This window comes from Rhodococcus sp. IEGM 1409 (genome assembly GCF_030056735.1).
In the GTDB taxonomy this organism is placed as follows: domain Bacteria; phylum Actinomycetota; class Actinomycetes; order Mycobacteriales; family Mycobacteriaceae; genus Rhodococcus_F.
Map to the genome: position 1 here is coordinate 813,262 of NZ_JASHKN010000002.1, position 12,786 is coordinate 826,047.

Sequence of the window (12,786 nt, forward strand, 5' to 3'; positions counted from 1 at the left end):
GATCCGACGTGCGGTGTGGATCACAACGAATGTTGCTTTATGTTGTTTTACGCCCGAGTGTGTTGACATGTCAAGAGTTGGGAGTAATCTTCGTCACAACGAAGGTGCGGGCTTTACGCGCTCGAGGTGCTCCGGTGCGACACCGGGCCCATCGCTCAAGGAGGACAGATGACCGAACAGCTCAATCGCATCACCGTGCACGGCACTCCCGTCGTGCCCGGAATTGCCTACGGCCCGGCTATCTGGCCGTCCAGCCGACCAGAACTCGTCACCGATGCGCCGGCCCTCGACGAGGCCGATCGAGAGGCCGCCGCAGACGCCTTCGTCGCAGCGGCGAAGACCGTCGAGAACCGCCTTCTCGGACGGGCGGCTGAGGCCACGGGCGCAGCCGCAGAGGTTTTGCAGGCCAACGCGGCGATGGCGGCCGATCGTGGCTGGATCGGAGCGGCCAAGAAGTCGATCGCGGGCGGAGTGCCCCCGGTGCAGGCGGCGATCGCGGCGACGGAGCAGTTCGTGGTGTTGTTCACCAAGGTCGGCGGTTTGATGGCCGAGCGCGTCACCGACCTCGAGGACATCCGCGACCGCGTGATCGCAGAACTCTCCGGATTGCCCGAACCCGGAGTTCCGATGCCCGAGACGCCGTCGGTGCTGTGCGCGGACGATCTTGCTCCCGCCGATACCGCGGGCCTCGATGCAACCAGGATCATCGGGCTCGTGACCATCTACGGCGGCCCGACCAGCCACACGGCAATCATCGCGAGGCAGTTGGGCATCCCGTGCATCGTGGCCGCGAAGGAATTGGAAGCCATCTCGGCAGGAACACCGATCCTGATCGACGGAACCACCGGCGGCGTGATCGCGGAGCCGGATCCCGGGCACGCGCGCGAATTGGTCGAGCAATCCCGAATCGATCGCGAACGCGTCAGCACGTGGACCGGACCCGGCCGGACGTTGGACGGCAGGCCGGTAGACGTCCTCGCCAATGTCCAAGACGGCGCAGGTGCTCGGGCCGCGGCGTTGACCGCAGCGGGAGGCATCGGGCTCTTCCGGACCGAACTCTGCTTCCTCGGCCGTGAGACTGAACCGACCGTTGACGAGCAGGCGGCGATCTACGCCGAGGTCCTCGAGGCCTTCGCGGGCAAGAAGGTCATTATTCGCACGTTGGACGCGGGTTCGGACAAGCCGCTCAAATTCGCCAATCATCAAGAGGAAGCGAATCCGGCACTCGGCGTTCGTGGGGTCCGAATCGCCTGGCAGGACATGGGGATTCTCGACCGCCAGCTCGACGCGATCGCCGCAGCCGCGGCGTCGACGAACTCGTCGCCGTGGGTCATGGCACCGATGATCGCCACCCCGGCCGAAGCAAAACGCTTCGCCGACGCGGTGCGGGCACGCGATCTTGTTCCCGGTGTGATGGTGGAGATCCCGGCGGCAGCGCTGCTGGCCGACCAGATCCTCGAACACGTCGAGTTCCTCTCCATCGGTACGAACGACCTTGCTCAGTACACGATGGCCGCTGATCGGATGTCCTCTGAACTCGCCGACCTGACCGACCCGTGGCAGCCCGCCGTGCTCGCCCTGGTGGCGCGCACGGCCCAGGCCGGTCAGGCGGCAGGCAAGCGCGTCGGGGTCTGCGGTGAGGCGGCCGCCGATCCACTGTTGGCATGCGTGCTTGCCGGTCTCGGCGTTTCCTCACTGTCGTGTGCCGCGGCGTCGGTTGCCGGAGTGGGAGCGAAGGTCGGGTCCGTCACCATGGCACAATGCGAGGCGGCTGCGGCGGCGGTGCTGGCAACCGGGGATCCGGTGGCAGCGCGCAAAGCGGCGGCTGACGCTGTCAGCTGAAGCGGTTTCGTCGGTCTCGGTCGGCGAGCGAGTGCCTGACCTCTAGTATTTCGACCTGTGATCGAACGAGAAACAATGACCGGGGCCGGCGGAATCGGCTGGAGTGTCCACGGAGACGGCAAGCGGATCGCCGACGGCGCCGTCGTGGCGCCGGATGAACGACTGAGTTGGCCGCGCACCATCGGGATCGGGATGCAGCACGTCATCGCGATGTTCGGAGCGACACTACTCGTTCCGACCATCACCGGCTTCCCCGTCACCACGACGCTGTTGTTCTCGGGTATCGGCACCGCGCTGTTCCTGCTCATCACCCGGGGCCGGATCCCCAGCTACCTCGGTTCGTCCTTCGCGTTCATCGCCCCTCTGACAGCGTCGGCAGGATCGGGCCCGGCCGCACAGCTCGGCGCCGTCATGGCTGTCGGCATCGTGTTGATGTTGATCGGCGTCGCCGTACGTCTGATCGGCGGTCGGGTCATCGACGCGGTCATGCCGCCGGTGGTGACGGGTGCGGTTGTCGCGCTGATCGGTCTCAACCTCGCTCCGACTGCGGCCGGCTCCTTCGAGTCGCAGCCGTTGATCGCGACGGTGACGCTCTTTGCGATCCTGCTCGTCACGGTCGTGGGGCCCGGTCTGCTCGGCCGGTTGGGCATTCTGGTCGGCGTAGTGATCGGCTGGGTCTTCGCCGCGGTCGTCGGCGGTCTGGACAGCGAACGAGTGTCGGCTCTGCGTGAAGCGGACTGGTTCGGGCTGCCTAGTCTGCACGGACCGTCGTTCGACTGGTCGGTGATCGTGCTCGCGCTGCCCGTGGTGATCGTTCTGGTCGCCGAAAACGTCGGGCACGTCAAGGCGGTGTCCGCCATGACGGGTAAGTCGCTCGACGACCTGGCCGGCAATGCACTGTTTGCCGACGGCCTCGCCACTACCTTGGCAGGCGCCGGTGGTGGTTCCGGAACCACCACGTATGCCGAGAACATCGGCGTCATGGCAGCGACGCGCGTGTACTCGACCGCTGCGTACTGGGTAGCCGCCGCCACCGCTGTGATCCTGGCATTTTCGCCCAAATTCGGTGCGCTGGTCTTCACGGTTCCGAACGGGGTCATCGGCGGCGCGACGATGGTTCTCTACGGCCTCATCGGCATTCTCGGTGTGCGCATCTGGATGGAAGCGAAGGTCGACTTCACCGATCCGGTCAACCTGACGGTCGCCGCGGCTGCGCTGGTCGCCGGTATCGGGAACTTGACGTTGACCATTGGTTCGGTCGAGCTGGGCGGCATCGCCTGGGGGTCGATCGGCATCCTTGTCGCCTACCCGATCATGCGGTATCTCGCCAAATTCCGTACTTCGAGTAACAGATAACCGCTACAGTCACGAATCGTGATCGTTCGGGTCATCGACGGGTATCGCAACAGGTTCTACCGTCGGAGGCAGTGACGTGGGCCCGCGAACTTCGGCGTGCCCAGTCTCAGCGAAAACATCCCGAGCGGGTACATCCCAGCGGGTACAACACTGAAGTGCCGTTTATCGAATTGCAAGGAGTCGGCGTGGAGCGCACCCTGTTCGAACCGGAACATGAACTCTTCCGGGAGTCGTACCAGAAGTTCTTGGCACAGCACGTGGCACCGAACCACGAGAAGTGGGAAGAACAGAACATCGTCGATCGTGACGTCTGGGTCGAGGCCGGAAAGCAGGGCTTCCTGGGAACCGCGGTACCCGAGGAATTCGGCGGCGGCGGGGTCAAGGACTTCCGCTACAACGCGATCATCACCGAGGAAACCACCAAGGGCGGCTTCAGTGGTATCGGCTTCACACTCCACAACGACGTGGTGGCGCCCTACCTTCTCGAGCTGAGCAATGAAGAGCAGAAGCAGCGTTGGCTGCCCGGATTCGCATCGGGCGAGCTGATTTCCGCGATCGCGATGACCGAACCGGGTACCGGTAGCGACCTGCAGGGCATCAAGACCAAAGCGGTTCGCGACGGGGACCACTGGGTTCTCAACGGCTCGAAGACTTTCATCACCAACGGCATCAACGCCGACATCATCATCGTCGTCGCTTGTACCGACCCGGACAAGGGAGCGCAGGGCTTCAGCCTGCTCGTCGTCGAGCGTGACATGCCGGGCTTCGAGCGTGGTCGCAACCTCGACAAGATCGGCATGAAGGCTCAGGACACTGCCGAACTCAGCTTCACCGACGTACGCGTTCCCGCCGCCAACCTGCTCGGCGAAGAGGGAATGGGCTTCTTCTACTTGATGAAGAACCTTCCCCAGGAACGACTCTCGATCGCCGTCGTTGCCGCTGCCGCAATGGAGTCGGTTCTCGAGAGCACGATCCAGTACTGCCGCGACCGCAAGGCATTCGGCAAGTCGATCGGCAGCTTCCAGAACACCCGATTCGTCCTGGCCGAATTGGCAACGGAGACCACCGCAGTGCGCATCCTGGTGGACAAGTTCATCGAGCAGCTCAACGCCGAGAAGCTGACCGTGCAGGAAGCTGCGATGGCGAAGTGGTGGACCACCGAAGCTCAGGTCAAGCTGATCGACCGCTGCCTCCAGCTGCACGGAGGCTACGGCTACATGAAGGAATACCCGGTTGCCAAGGCGTACATGGACTCTCGTGTGCAGACCATTTACGGTGGCACGACCGAGATCATGAAGGAGATCATCGGGCGTTCGCTGAATCTCTGATTCGGGTGATGCACCGCTGATCTCTATGAAGCGCTGATCGTCGACAAGACTGTGGGCCCCGGCTGATGCCGGGGCCCACAGTCTTGTGCTCGTGTGGTGCGAGCGAACTCAGATCTTCCGCATGACGGTGACAACCTTGCCCAGGATGACGGCGTTGTTGCCGGGAATCGGTTCGAAGAGTTCGTTGTGCGGCATCAGCCACACCTCCTTCTTCGTACGCTTGAACGTCTTCACGGTGGCTTCGCCGTCGATCATGGCTGCCACGATGTCACCGTTCTCCGCGACGTTCTGCTGGCGGACGACAACCCAGTCGCCATCGCAGATCGCTGCATCGATCATCGACTCGCCGACAACCTTGAGCATGAAAAGCGAACCCTGGCCGACGAGCTCGCGGGGGAGCGGGAACACGTCCTCCACCGCTTCCTCGGCGAGGATCGGTCCGCCGGCAGCGATGCGGCCCAGGATGGGGACGAACGCCGGCTCGGGTAGCGGGTCGGCGCTGTTGTACTCGCCGGAATGCTTCGACACCGACGCAATGGCGGTGTCGGCAGCAACCTCGTCGAGACCCCGAACGTCGACGGCGCGAGGCCGATTGGGATCGCGCCGAAGGAAGCCCTTGCGCTCCAACGTCCGCAGTTGATGTGCGACCGACGAGGTGGAGGTGAGCCCCACCGCATCACCGATCTCGCGAATGCTGGGCGGGTAACCGCGCTCGGTCACGGAATCGCGGATCACTTCGAGAACGCGCCGCTGACGCTCGGTGAGGGTCTCGCTCGACGGAGACGGAACTGCAGAAGCTCCTGCCTCCGCGGCACTGCTGGAGCGATCGTCCTTCATGGCCTGTTGCCTCCGTGTCTAGAGAAAGTGCGTGTCTGAAGAAAGTGCGTGTCTGAAGAAAGTGCATGTCTGAAAAAGTGTCTGGCGTAAATCGTGTGGTGCAAATCGCGCGGAAACTTGTCGGTGCCCCCTGTCAACATTCGAGCTGTCGACAAACACGGAGGCTTTCGCAATTCCCGCTGTGTGGTCTGACACGAATCTAGCCGGATTTGCTCGCGTTTTCAAACATCTGTTCGATTCGTGTCGTTCGAAGTAGAGACATTGTCGGCCAAGCATGGTAGAAATTCGAACATGCGTTCCATCGAACGCATGATCGAACACATCGATCGGTGTCGACCAGCGGAGGTCACGATGGGTAACGCAGCAGTCAGAGGCAACAGGGTTTTCGACGATTCAATCGGGTTCGACGGCACGTCGGCATTGAAGTATCACCCGTCGTTCTACGGACCCGACGCTGATGACGTGTCTTTCGAACGGCGTGGCACGACCGAAATGCGGGGCGCGCCCAGGTATGTCGAAGACGAACCGCAGGCGGCCGTTGTTCGTCGTTTGCCCATCGCAGGCGGGGCATCAGGTTCGCGTTCGCTGCGTGAATCTTCTCGCCGGTGGGACAGCGAGCACGATTCGTCACGCCCTTGCGGAGGTAGTTTCGCGTACCGAAACAGGGTCGGTGTCTCACGGGTCGAACACGAAGTGCAGGCCGACGACGTCAGCTGGAAGACGATGTTCCTTGGCGCTGTGTTCACCGCGATGGCCGTTTTGGCGCTGGTCGGGATCGGCGCTTTGTCCAGTGGTGATGTCGCTGCGACAAACGGAGCGACCGATGTGGTTCGCGTCGCTGCGGGTGAATCCCTCAGTGATATCGCTTCCAAGGTTGCGCCCGGCCAGGCTGTCGGCTCCGTAATCGAGCAGATCATGGATCTCAACGCGATGTCGAGTTCCGGACTGGCCGTGGGGCAGACGCTGATCGTGCCGGCCTCGGGTCGCTGACCGTACCCCGTAGCAGGTGGGGGCGTACCGAGCGTGAGAGCAGTCCGTTCACAGCGAGTAAGCTGTCCAGTTGACAGTCCCACCACCTCGGGTGGTCGCGTTGAGTACGTGGATCTGCTCTGTAAATCGTCGGAGGATTTGCAGTCGGTAGCGAATCTGAGTTGCGGCCATTTCGGCGACAACGAAGGAACCCCGATGCATTGCCCGTTCTGCCGGCACCCTGATTCCCGAGTAGTCGATTCACGCGAGGCCGACGAGGGCCAGGCGATCAGGCGGCGCCGTTCGTGCCCCGAGTGTGGACGTCGATTCACCACGGTCGAGACGGCAGTTCTTTCGGTCGTGAAGCGTAGCGGCGTGACGGAGCCGTTCAGTCGAGAAAAGGTTGTCAAAGGTGTGCGGCGCGCATGCCAGGGTCGCCAAGTAGACAACGATTCGCTGAATTTGCTGGCGCAGCAGGTGGAAGACGCCGTGCGCGCTTCAGGTTCTGCCGAAATTCCGAGCAACGAGGTTGGCCTCGCGATTCTCGATCCGCTTCGAAATCTCGACGAGGTTGCGTACCTACGATTCGCATCGGTGTACAAATCCTTCAGCTCTGCCGCGGATTTCGAGCGTGAGATCACGGATATGCGCGAGCATGCCGAGACCCGTGCCGCCGACAAGGCTCCCGGCGCTGAGACCGTTTCCGTCGACTGAGGTCTTCGCCTTAGGTAACGCTGAGAACACAAAGCGAACAATCCCACAAATCGGGCATGTTATTCGCTTAGTGTTTACCGGGTACGTTCGTCCGCATCTCGGATCTTTACGGAGGCGTTATGAACTTAGTTGCAGTACTCGGAGTCGTGAACAGCCTGGTAACCCTCGGGTTCGCCAATACTGTTGCCACCTTTGGTGGTTTCCTCACCAACGTCAACATTCAGACAATCTACTGATCGCGCAATTCTCACCGAACGCGTTGAGCATCAACGCTTGATCGCTTCGATAGCTTTCAGGACTCGCTTTTCGGAAATCGGTGTGGGTGTACCGAGGGACTGCGCAAACAGGCTCACGCGCAGTTCTTCGATCATCCAGCTGATCGCGTCGACATCTCGAGCAGTGCGACGCTCTTCGGGAAGTGAACTCAACAACCGGTCGTACGCTGCGTACACCCGGTCGAGGACATCCATTGCCTGCTGATCTCGTTGTGCGCTTGCAGGCAGAGCTTCGAGACGGAATTTTGCAGCGGCAAGATACCGCGGCAAATCGCGTAGGCGTGCTGAGCCCAATTCGGCGACGAATCCCGGAAACAGCAGTGAGGTCAACTGTTCTCGGACGTCGTCGGCTGCCTCGCCGCGGGAGCGGTCGAGGACGACGCTCAGTTGGTGTGCTTGTTCGAGGATCGGGACAATCATGCGCAGGATCGCGGAAACGCGTCCGGACAGTTCGGAGCGTGCGATCTTCACCAGGGCTTCGAACGCCTCAGGTGTGCGTACCGGTCCACCCTGGGCTGCAATCACTTCGTTGGCAGCTGCCACTCGGCAATCTTCGACGAGGGCCTCCAAACCGCCGTCTGGATTCTGGCCGAGTGCCAGACGCTGAGTGTTCGACAATCCGGCGGTCACTGCCTTGAGTTGGGTGGGAACGGCCGCCAGAAGGAGCGCTCGCGTTCCTTCCCTCATCGCCTGCGCCTGCGCAGCCGGCGTACTCAGGACACGAACGGCAACTCCGCCGTTTTCCGGCACCAGCGCTGGGTAGCCCGTCACCTGCTGTCCACCGATGGAACGAGTGATGGTCGGCTCCAATGCGCCGAGTGTCTCGGACGTCCAGACGGCAGCGGCTGCCCGTTCGGTTCCGGTGGCCGCCTTGGCCACTTCCTTCTGCACGCGCGGGGCGAGCGTGCGTCGTAGCTGCGCCAGATCCTTGCCCTTCGCGAGGACCTTGCCTGATTCGTCCTCTACGACAAACGTCATCCGGAGGTGATCGGGCAGCGTAGCCGGATTAAAGTCCTTGGCGTCGATCTGGATCCCGCCCAAATGCGAGAGTTCGCGGGCCATTGCGGTCATCAACGGCTCGGATCGAGGTTTCACTGCTGCCAACGCTGCGGCGGCATAGTCGGGTGCTGGAACGACGGCACGTCGAATGTTCTTGGGCAACGTCTTGATCAGAGAAGTAACCAGATCGACGCGCATACCGGGGACCAACCAGTCGAAGCCGACCGGCTGAAGCTGCGCGAGCAGGCCGACCGGGATGTGTGCGCTGACGCCGTCGTCGTCTTTGCCCGGCTCGAATTGGTAAGTCAGCGGGAACTGCATGTCGCCCTGGCGCCAAGCGTCCGGGTACTCGCCGCCCAGGACGGCAGCCGCGTCGGAGTTGACCACAGTTTCCGGCGTGAAGGTCAGCAGACTCGGATTCTTGCGCCGCTCAGACTTCCACCACTGGTCGAAATGCTTGGCGGATACGGCTTCCTGGCCGATGCGTTCGTCGTAGAACTCGTAGAGAGTCTCGTCGTCGACGAGGATGTCGCGGCGGCGCGCACGGTTCTCGAGCTCCTCGACGTTGTCGAGGAGTGCGCGGTTCTCGTGGAAGAACTTGTGGTTCGTCTGCCATTCGCCCTGCACGAGCGCATGGCGGATGAAGAGATCGCGTGAGGCCTCGGGATCGATTCGCGAGTACGTCACTGCGCGGCCGGTCACCAGCGGAACACCGTAGAGAGTGACTCGCTCGTATGCCATCGCCGAGCCGCGCTTGGAGGACCAGTGCGGTTCGGAATAGGTGCGTTTCACCAGGTGCGGGGCGAGCTTTTCGGCCCACTCTGGTTCGATGCGCGCGGACATGCGTGCCCACAGCCTCGACGTTTCCACGAGTTCGGCGGCCATGACCCAGCGTGGTGGTTTCTTGAACAATCCGGATCCGGGGAAGATCGCGAAGTGGCTGCCCCTGGCGCCGAGATAATCCCGCTTCTCGCCTTCGCGTAACCCGATGTGCGAGAGCAATCCGGCGAGCAGTGACTGATGGATTGCGTTCTCGCTTGCGGGTGTGTCGCCCACGGTCCAGCCGAGACCGCGGGTGATCTGCCGGAGCTGCCCGTGCAGATCCTGCCATTCGCGGATGCGGAGCCAGTGCAGGAACTCGTTCCGGCACATCTTGCGAAACTGGTTGGAGGACAGATCGTTACGTTGTTCGCGTAGGTAGTCCCACAGTTTCAGATAGGCCAGGAAGTCGGAGTTCTCGACGTTGAACCGGGCGTGCTTTTCGTCGGCGGCTTGCTGGAACTCGGCGGGCCGCTCGCGAACGTCCTGGATGGACAACGCCGCGACGATGACAAGGGTTTCGTGCAGGCACCCGTTGTTCTTGGCTTCCACCAGCATTCGTGCCATCCGCGGATCTACCGGGATCTGGGCCAATTCGCGGCCGACCGGCGTCAGTTCGGGGTGGCTGGCCTCGGAACCTCGCGCGATGGCACCGAGTTCTTCGAGGAGTCCGATTCCGTCCTTGACGGCGCGCTGGTCCGGCGGCTCGACGAAGGGGAAGGCAGCGATGTCGCCCAGACCGAGGGCCGTCATCTGCAAGATGACGGATGCGAGATTGGTCCGCAGGATCTCCGGCTCGGTGAACGCCGGCCGTGACTCGAAGTCCTCCTCGGAGTACAGGCGGATGCAGATTCCTTCGGCGACGCGGCCGCAGCGTCCGGAACGCTGACGAGCTGACGCCTGCGAAATGGGCTCGATCGGCAGTCGTTGAACCTTGGTGCGCACCGAGTATCGCGAAATGCGCGCGGTTCCCGGATCGACGACGTAGCGAATGCCGGGCACGGTCAACGAGGTCTCTGCCACGTTGGTGGCAAGGACGACGCGCCGGCCGGTGTGCGGCGAGAACACCTTGTGTTGCTCGGCGGCAGACAGTCGCGCGTACAGCGGGACGATTTCGGTGTTGCGAAGACGCCGGTCACGCAAAGCGTCTGCGGTGTCACGAATTTCGCGTTCGCCGGAGAGGAAGACCAAGATGTCGCCTTCGCCCTCCGAGCTCAGTTCGTCGACAGCCTCACAGACCGCGTCGACGGGATCGCGGTCGAAGGTTATGTCTCCGGACTCGACGGTCAGTGGCCGGTAACGCATCTCGACGGGGAAGGTTCGCCCGGAGACCTCGACGATCGGCGCAGGCTTACCGTCGACGGCGAAGTGTTTGGCGAAGCGTTCGGGATCGATGGTCGCCGACGTGATGATGACTTTGAGATCGGGTCGGCGGGGGAGCAACTGCGCCAGGTAACCGAGGATGAAGTCGATGTTGAGGCTGCGTTCGTGCGCTTCGTCGATGATCAGCGTGTCGTAGCGTCGGAGCATGCGGTCGCGCTGAATCTCGGCGAGGAGAATGCCGTCGGTCATGAGTTTGACGTAGGTGCGGTCCGACACCTGGTCGGTGAATCGCACCGTGTACCCGACGGCGTCGCCCAGTTCGGTGTCGAGTTCTTCGGCGATACGTTCTGCAACGGTGCGTGCTGCCAACCGGCGAGGCTGTGTGTGTCCGATCAGGCCGCGGACGCCGCGTCCGAGTTCGAGACAGATCTTGGGGATCTGAGTTGTCTTACCGGAGCCCGTCTCGCCGGCGACGATGACAACTTGATTCTCCGAGATCGCGGTGGCGATATCGTCTTTGCGCTGACTGACGGGCAGTGCTTCGGGGTACGAGATCGCGGGGACGTTCGCGGCGCGGGTCGTCAATCGAGTGCGTGCGGCGTCTATTTCTTCGGCCAGCGCCACCAGAGCGTCTGGTGTGCGGGCACGGTCGAGTTTGCGACGGAGTCGACTCTCGTCGCGGAGTGAGACCTGCGCCAGCGCGCTCTTCAGGTCACTCCGCTTGGGGGAGAGCGGGGCCGGTGGTGTTGTAGACATGCTGATGACAGCCTATCGAACGCATTGACAACTACCGCTCGCAGATCGTACTGATGTGCAAATATCGACCAGTGACGACAAATATCGCAAATGAGTCATCGGTGCCTGTCTTGTCGACGCCGATCGCCGTGCGAGTCCTGAGACTGTCGTTCGCGGTGTTCGGACTCGCCGCGTTGCTGTGGATCCCGATCCGCGACGCGGCTGAGCTGTCTCTGTCGAACTATCTGAGCTACTTCACCATCGAGAGCAACATTCTCGCGGTGATCGTGTTGCTGGTCGGTGCAATTCGAGATCCACAATCGCAGGCGTGGCAGTCGATCCGAGGGGCGGTGACGCTGTACATGGTGATCACCGGGATCATCTACGCCGTCCTCCTGGCGGATATCGACGTCAATTTGAACGATGCCTGGATCAACTCGGCACTGCATCGGATTCTTCCGCTGGTCATGCTGCTCGACTGGGTGTTCTTCGCCTCGCGGCACAGGATCTCCGAAGCCCGTTCACTGCAGTGGTTGCTGTTCCCCGTCGTGTACGGCGTGTACACGTTGATCCGAGGCTCGATCGTCGACTGGTATCCCTACCCGTTCATGGATCCGCGCCACCAGGGCTATCTGGCCCTGTTCATCGGGTTTGTCGTGCTGGCCATTGCGATGGCCCTGATGGCGTTGGCAGTCAATGCCGTCGGACGGTTGGGCGCCGGGCTACGCGGCCGGAACGCCCCGCAGTCCTAGCCCGTTTCCGGTGGAGAACACCTGATCGAGTCGGTCGATGTTCGGGTGCTTGCCGGGGTTCGCTCGCGCGTCCTCGGTGTGTTCGGCGAAGATCGTCAGTCCTGCTGTCGCGGCTTCTGGTGTCAGTGCGCCGTAGACCTGTGCAAGATGGTTGTACACCTTGACCGAGCCGGACTTTCCGGGCTTGTTCTCCACGGTGTCGATGACGTTTCCGTCGGCGCCCAGTACCTCGATGGCGGCCAGATGATCGATGGCGGGCAGTGCTGCAAGATTGTCGGCAAAAGTCATGGTCGACAGATTACGTGTGCGCCCGGAAACGTCGGTGCCGAGCGAGCGCCGTCGTGCGCGGATTTCCGGTGTCGATATAGTCGCAGCACATCGTTTGCACACCAGCATCGTTTGTATTCGAAGGGGACAATGATGGCTTCGGCATTGTGGCACGGGTTCGCGGACATGGGCGCTGTGGAGAAGAACGGCGCATTTGTCGTCTCTCGCGGTGAGGGCGCGTACATCTGGGATTCCGAGGGCACTCGGTATTTGGATGCGACGGCGGGCCTGTGGTTCACCAATGTCGGGCACGGGCGTACCGAGATCGCGGATGCGGTGGCGGCTCAGTTGTCGAAGATCGCTCATTTCTCCAACTTCGGTGATTTTGTTCCCGAGACCACTCAGGTGTTGGCGGAGCGTCTGGCGGGAATCGCGCCGGTTGCAGGGAGCAAGATCTTCTTCACCTCGGGTGGTTCGGATTCGGTGGACACCGCGGCGAAGCTGGCTCGCCGGTTCTGGCACGAGGTGGGGCAGCCGGAGAAGACGATCATCGTCGGACGTCAGAAGGCG

At 62.3% G+C, this 12,786-nt stretch carries 10 protein-coding genes; 7 read left to right on the forward strand and 3 right to left on the reverse strand.

The genetic code is table 11. The annotated features are described in order from the left end of the window. Positions 1-168: 168 nt before the first annotated feature. The 3 genes from QM716_RS09825 (at position 169) to QM716_RS09835 (ending at position 4,526) form a co-directional block, all read left to right on the forward strand. Complete coding sequence (locus QM716_RS09825) at positions 169-1,842, forward strand: putative PEP-binding protein (protein WP_283303954.1); 1,674 nt, start codon at positions 169-171, stop codon at positions 1,840-1,842. Positions 1,843-1,917: 75 nt separating this feature from the next. Then, on the forward strand, positions 1,918-3,198 hold the full coding sequence (locus QM716_RS09830) for a uracil-xanthine permease family protein (protein WP_283303999.1): 1,281 nt from the start codon (positions 1,918-1,920) through the stop codon (positions 3,196-3,198). A 185-nt stretch (positions 3,199-3,383) separates the two neighbouring features. Continuing rightward, positions 3,384-4,526, forward strand: a complete 1,143-nt coding sequence (locus QM716_RS09835; protein ID WP_019748214.1) for an acyl-CoA dehydrogenase family protein — start codon at positions 3,384-3,386, stop codon at positions 4,524-4,526. A gap of 108 nt (positions 4,527-4,634) precedes the next feature. Here QM716_RS09835 and lexA read toward each other — a convergent pair whose 3' ends face one another. Then, the gene (gene lexA, locus QM716_RS09840) at positions 4,635-5,363 is read right to left on the reverse strand and encodes a transcriptional repressor LexA (protein ID WP_230817157.1); all 729 of its coding nucleotides are present in this window, start codon (positions 5,361-5,363) and stop codon (positions 4,635-4,637) included. A gap of 291 nt (positions 5,364-5,654) precedes the next feature. Between lexA and QM716_RS09845 the strand changes: the two genes are divergently transcribed. Beyond that, positions 5,655-6,353, forward strand: a complete 699-nt coding sequence (locus tag QM716_RS09845) for a LysM peptidoglycan-binding domain-containing protein (protein ID WP_283303955.1) — start codon at positions 5,655-5,657, stop codon at positions 6,351-6,353. Between the two features lie 195 nt (positions 6,354-6,548). Continuing rightward, positions 6,549-7,046, forward strand: a complete 498-nt coding sequence (gene nrdR, locus QM716_RS09850; protein WP_283303956.1) for a transcriptional regulator NrdR — start codon at positions 6,549-6,551, stop codon at positions 7,044-7,046. Between the two features lie 266 nt (positions 7,047-7,312). Here nrdR and hrpA read toward each other — a convergent pair whose 3' ends face one another. Next, the gene (gene hrpA, locus QM716_RS09855) at positions 7,313-11,218 is read right to left on the reverse strand and encodes an ATP-dependent RNA helicase HrpA (protein ID WP_283303957.1); all 3,906 of its coding nucleotides are present in this window, start codon (positions 11,216-11,218) and stop codon (positions 7,313-7,315) included. A gap of 101 nt (positions 11,219-11,319) precedes the next feature. Here hrpA and QM716_RS09860 point away from each other — a divergent pair, with 101 nt between their 5' ends. After that, on the forward strand, positions 11,320-11,949 hold the full coding sequence (locus QM716_RS09860; protein ID WP_283303958.1) for a Pr6Pr family membrane protein: 630 nt from the start codon (positions 11,320-11,322) through the stop codon (positions 11,947-11,949). Here the strand turns inward: QM716_RS09860 and QM716_RS09865 are convergent. Next, entirely contained in the window at positions 11,920-12,237 is a 318-nt protein-coding gene (locus QM716_RS09865; RefSeq protein ID WP_283303959.1) for a DUF2322 family protein, read from the reverse strand. The two genes, QM716_RS09860 and QM716_RS09865, sit on opposite strands and share 30 nt — an antisense overlap. 129 nt (positions 12,238-12,366) lie before the next feature. Here QM716_RS09865 and QM716_RS09870 point away from each other — a divergent pair. Further along, positions 12,367-12,786: aminotransferase class III-fold pyridoxal phosphate-dependent enzyme (locus QM716_RS09870; protein ID WP_283303960.1), on the forward strand; the 420-nt coding region annotated here is incomplete at its 3' end.

Coding starts and splice junctions, on each gene's coding strand:
- QM716_RS09825 (WP_283303954.1), top strand. CDS start 169: ATGACCGAACAGCTCAATCGCATCACCGTGCACGGCACTCCCGTCGTG.
- QM716_RS09830 (WP_283303999.1), top strand. CDS start 1,918: ATGACCGGGGCCGGCGGAATCGGCTGGAGTGTCCACGGAGACGGCAAG.
- lexA (WP_230817157.1), bottom strand. CDS start 5,363: ATGAAGGACGATCGCTCCAGCAGTGCCGCGGAGGCAGGAGCTTCTGCA.
- QM716_RS09845 (WP_283303955.1), top strand. CDS start 5,655: ATGCGTTCCATCGAACGCATGATCGAACACATCGATCGGTGTCGACCA.
- nrdR (WP_283303956.1), top strand. CDS start 6,549: ATGCATTGCCCGTTCTGCCGGCACCCTGATTCCCGAGTAGTCGATTCA.
- hrpA (WP_283303957.1), bottom strand. CDS start 11,218: ATGTCTACAACACCACCGGCCCCGCTCTCCCCCAAGCGGAGTGACCTG.
- QM716_RS09865 (WP_283303959.1), bottom strand. CDS start 12,237: ATGACTTTTGCCGACAATCTTGCAGCACTGCCCGCCATCGATCATCTG.